This window comes from Bacteroidia bacterium (genome assembly GCA_023228875.1).
In the GTDB taxonomy this organism is placed as follows: domain Bacteria; phylum Bacteroidota; class Bacteroidia; order NS11-12g; family UBA955; genus JALOAG01.
The window spans coordinates 1-4,524 of sequence record JALOAG010000048.1 but is presented as its reverse complement, the minus strand read 5'-3'; the positions used below and the strand labels follow the sequence as shown (position 1 = coordinate 4,524).

At 37.4% G+C, this 4,524-nt stretch carries 6 protein-coding genes; all 6 read left to right on the top strand.

Features of this window, described 5'->3' with window-relative positions; genetic code table 11:
* A partial coding sequence (rffA, locus tag M0R38_12925) for a dTDP-4-amino-4,6-dideoxygalactose transaminase (GenBank protein ID MCK9482637.1) occupies positions 1–983 on the top strand: 983 nt, incomplete at its 5' end.
* A 26-nt stretch (positions 984–1,009) separates the two neighbouring features.
* Positions 1,010–1,936 (top strand): glycosyltransferase family 2 protein, encoded by a 927-nt coding sequence (locus M0R38_12920; GenBank protein ID MCK9482636.1) that lies wholly within the window; start codon positions 1,010–1,012, stop codon positions 1,934–1,936.
* A complete protein-coding gene (locus M0R38_12915; GenBank protein ID MCK9482635.1) occupies positions 1,933–2,595 on the top strand; it encodes an acetyltransferase in 663 nt (220 codons plus the stop codon). The genes M0R38_12920 and M0R38_12915 overlap by 4 nt, the downstream gene beginning before the upstream one ends.
* A gap of 1 nt (position 2,596) precedes the next feature.
* Positions 2,597–3,523, top strand: coding sequence for a hypothetical protein (locus M0R38_12910; GenBank protein MCK9482634.1), 927 nt, complete (start codon positions 2,597–2,599; stop codon positions 3,521–3,523).
* A complete protein-coding gene (locus tag M0R38_12905) occupies positions 3,520–4,209 on the top strand; it encodes a WbqC family protein (protein ID MCK9482633.1) in 690 nt (229 codons plus the stop codon). The genes M0R38_12910 and M0R38_12905 overlap by 4 nt, the downstream gene beginning before the upstream one ends.
* The coding region (locus M0R38_12900; protein ID MCK9482632.1) for a hypothetical protein at positions 4,209–4,524 on the top strand (316 nt) is incomplete at its 3' end. The genes M0R38_12905 and M0R38_12900, both read left to right, overlap by 1 nt.

Below are 4,524 nucleotides of genomic sequence, written 5' to 3'. Positions count from 1 at the left end.
TTACCCACTCTTGCACAGCAGCGCTAGAAATGTCGGCTTTACTCTTAGACATTAAACCAGGTGATGAAGTGATAATGCCTTCCTACACCTTTGTTTCTACCGCTAATGCGTTTGTGTTACGCGGGGCTATTCCAGTTTTTGTCGATATTCGCCCCGACACCCTCAATTTAGATGAAAAACTTATTGAAGAAGCCATTACACCCCGCACTCGCGCCATTGTGCCAGTGCACTATGCCGGTGTGGCTTGTGAGATGGACAGCATTATGGCAATTGCGCGTCGTCATAACCTAGCCGTAGTGGAAGATGCTGCTCAGGGTGTAATGGCAAGCTACAAAGGTCGTGCTTTGGGAAGTATTGGCGACTTAGGCACCTTTAGCTTTCACGAAACCAAAAACGTGATTTCTGGCGAAGGTGGCGCACTGCTAGTTAACAACCCTGAATTGGCTTTACGCGCAGAAATCATTCGTGAAAAAGGCACCGATCGCAGCCGTTTTTTCCGTGGCGAAGTTGATAAATACACCTGGCAAGAAGTGGGCTCCTCTTACCTACCTGGCGAAGTAATAGCCGCTTTTCTTTGGGCACAACTAGAAGAAGCCGATCGCATTACCCAGCAACGCCTAGCCATTTGGGACAACTACCAACAACTGCTAGCCCCACTAGCCGCAGAAGGCTTGCTAACCCAGCCAAGCATTCCAGATAACTGCCAACATAATGCCCACATGTACTATGTTATTTTGTCGGCAGAAGCCGATAGACAAAAAGTGTTGGAACAACTCAAACAGCAAGGCATAGGAGCTGTGTTCCATTATGTTCCCTTGCATTCATCACCAGCAGGCAAAGGCTACACACGCACTTCGGGTGAATTAAAAGTAACCAACGATAAAGCAGAGCGACTGCTTAGACTGCCCCTGTGGATAGGCTTAACAAAAGAACAGCAAGAGCGAACTACCCAAGCCTTACACCAAGCTTTGCTTAATCCTTAAAAGCCTAGAGAAAGAAGGTTAACTAAATGCAGCTTTCAATTGTTACGACCCTGTATAAATCTGCGGCCTATATTGATGAGTTTTACCAACGAATCACGGCAGAAGCTAAAAAAATCACCCAAGACTATGAAATAATTTTTGTCGATGATGGCAGCCCAGATAATAGCTTAGAAAAAGCCGTTGCCCTGCATCAGCAAGACAGCAAAGTGACAGTGATAGAACTATCGCGCAACTTTGGTCACCATAAAGCCATAATGACAGGTTTGGCACACGCCAGGGGCGACTATGTTTTTCTGATAGACAGTGACTTAGAAGAAGAACCTGAGCTATTAGAGCAGTTCTGGCAAAAGTTACAGCAGGATAAAAGCGTTGACGTGGTTTATGGTGTGCAGGAAAGCCGCAAGGGTGGAGTGTTTGAGCAAATATCTGGCTTTTTATTTTATGATCTTTTTAATTTCTTCTCAGAAATAAAAATTGAAAAGAATGTAAGCGTAGTAAGAGTAATGAAGAGAAAATATGTTGAGAATTTATTAAGACATAAAGAAAGCGAATTGATTTTTATAGGGGTGTGTGCTTTAACAGGTTACAAGCAAGTAGGCTCCTTTTTTAAAAAGGGATTTAGGGGAGAGTCAAATTATAATCTTTCGAGAAAAATAAATATGGCTGTTGATATGATCACATCATTTAGTGTAAAACCATTGAAAATGGTTTTCTTAACTGGTTTGATTATAATGCTTATTTCTTTTTTGTATATTTCTTATTTAACATTTAATAAAATAATAAACAATCATATATATGATGGCTGGACAACTCTAATGATATCCATTTGGTTTGTAACAGGATTGTTAATGGTTTCAATAGGGATTCTTGGTATATATCTTTCAAAAATATTCCTAGAGGTTAAAGGTAGACCTAGAAGTATAATAAAAAACAAATACGGAGAAGACAAATGAAAAAAGTTGTGATTTTCGGAACAACAGACTTTGCTGAAATAGCACATTATTGCTTATCAAATAACCCTGAGTACGAAGTGGTGTGTTTTACAATCGATTCTGAATATTTAATTAAGAAAGAATTTAGTAATTTACCAGTCTTTGAGTTTGAAACAATTGAAGAAAACTTTCCGCCGTCAGATTATTATATGTTTATCGCTGTAGGCTACAATAAAATGAACAAAGCTAGAGAGAAAAAATATTTTGATGCTAAGAACAAAGGGTATGAGCTTATAACTTATATATCGCCTAATGCATCAGTTTATAATAATGTCAAGATTGGTGATAATTGTTTTATTTTTGAAGACAATACTTTACAGCCATTTACTCAAGTGGGAAATAATACAATTTTGTGGAGCGGAAATCATTTAGGTCACCATTCAATAATAGGCGATAATTGTTTTATTACATCACATGTGGTTATAGCTGGTAGAGTGAATATAGGAGATAATTCATTTATAGGTATTAATTCAACTATAAGAGACAATGTTAATATAGGAAAAGAGAATTTAATTGGTGCTGGCTCGTTAATTTTAAAAGATACGGAAGAGCGTGCGGTGTATTCCCCAGAAGAAACAGTTAAGTCAAAAGTGCCTAGTAACAGATTGAGAGGAATTTAAAATGCAAAGATGGAAAAAACTGGGCTTTATTTTTAATTCAAATAAGCAAAGCGACTGGATGTATTCGCATGCGATGATTCCCATTGCTGAAAATATACATGATGATATCTTTAGAGTGTATTTTTCTTCGCGTGATAAGCATAATCGTGGGCATGGTGCTTATCTGGAAATTGATATAAAAAATCCACAAGAAATATTGTATTTGTCTGAAGAGCCTGTATTAAAACCTGGAGAACTAGGCTGTTTTGATGATAGCGGAGCTCTCCCAAATACTTTAATAACTATTAATGGCGAGAAGTACTTGTATTACACAGGTATAAATATTGGTGTAACTGTAAAAATACGGAATTCAATAGGACTGGCAAAGTGGAATGAGTCTAAAAAAGTATTCGAAAGGGTTTATGAAGGACCTATAATAGATAGAACAAAAGAGTCGCCGCACTTTACTGCAACACCAGAAGTTATTTTTGATAATGGGTTATATAAAATATGGTTCACGTCTTGTGTAAAGTGGATGAAAATTGAAAGTGAAGTTAAACATTATTACAACCTAGAATACGCTGAATCAGATGACGGAATTATTTGGAAAAGAAATGGAAATATTGCAATAGATTTTAAAGATGAGTTTGAATACGCATTAGGAGTGCCAAGAGTTAGAAAAGATAAAGAGATATATAAAATGTGGTTTTGTGCTAGGGCATCAAAAGATACTCCAACGTATAGAATTAAATATGCAGAGTCAATGGACTGCATAAACTGGACTAGAAAGGATGAGAAGGTTGGTCTTGATGTCAGTAAAGAAGGTTGGGATAGCGAGATGATTTGTTATCCGTTCATTTTTGATCATAAAAATAAAAGATACATGCTTTATAATGGAAATGCTTATGGAAAGTCAGGTTTTGGAATTGCTGTATTAGAGGATGTATGAATAAAATAGCTATTTTACAATCTAACTATATTCCATGGAAAGGCTATTTCGATCTTATAAATATGGTTGATGAATTTATTATTTACGATGATGTTCAATATACCAAGAATGATTGGCGTAATCGAAATAAGTTAAAGACATCGCAAGGCATGCAATGGGTTACAATTCCTGTACGACAAGATGGTTTAGAACAAAAAATAAAAGATACGAAAGTATCAAGTAAGAATTGGAATATAAAACACTGGCGCACAATTTCTCAGAGCTATTCTAAAAGCAAATTTTTCTCTGACTACAAAGATATCTTCGAAGAGCTTTACTTAGGCTGTAACGAAGAGTATCTAAGCGAAATTAATTATAAATTCATTTCAGCTATCAATACTATTTTAGGCATTCAAACTAAAATCCGCTGGTCGAGTGAGTTTGAACTGGTAGAAGGCCAAACTGAAAAGCTATTAGGCATTTGCAAGCAAGCCGGTGCAACAAACTACCTAAGTGGCCCAGCAGCCAAAGGCTATTTTGATGAGGAGCTAGCTAGGCAGGAAGGTATTCAAGTCGAATGGATGCACTACAGCGGCTACCCTGAATATGATCAGCTCCACCCACCCTTCGAGCATGGAGTTAGCGTACTAGACCTAATCTTCAACAAAGGCTCAAATGCCAGAAACTTTTTGAAGAGCTTTAAATAATGGGTTATTTCTACATAGCAGGCACAGTACTTTTCACAGTTTACGGCCAGCTCATACTAAAATGGCGCATAGCCAAATACGGCGCTCTACCCGAAGCCTTTAATGAAAAGTTGTTTTTCTTATTCAAGCTTTTATTCGACCCTTATATTTTTAGTGGTCTTTTTGCCGCTTTTATAGCATCCTTTTTTTGGATGGCAGCAATGACAAAGCTCGAACTTTCGCATGCTTACCCAATTATTATTGGCGGCCTTGCTTTAATAACAACCCTGCTTGCCATAGCTTTTTTGAAAGAAGCACTTACTTTTCATAAAGTCT

What these genes read in the sequence shown, in the direction of transcription:
- M0R38_12920 (MCK9482636.1), top strand. Translation starts at nt 1,010, where the DNA reads ATGCAGCTTTCAATTGTTACGACCCTGTATAAATCTGCGGCCTATATT.
- M0R38_12915 (MCK9482635.1), top strand. Translation starts at nt 1,933, where the DNA reads ATGAAAAAAGTTGTGATTTTCGGAACAACAGACTTTGCTGAAATAGCA.
- M0R38_12910 (MCK9482634.1), top strand. Translation starts at nt 2,597, where the DNA reads ATGCAAAGATGGAAAAAACTGGGCTTTATTTTTAATTCAAATAAGCAA.
- M0R38_12905 (MCK9482633.1), top strand. Translation starts at nt 3,520, where the DNA reads ATGAATAAAATAGCTATTTTACAATCTAACTATATTCCATGGAAAGGC.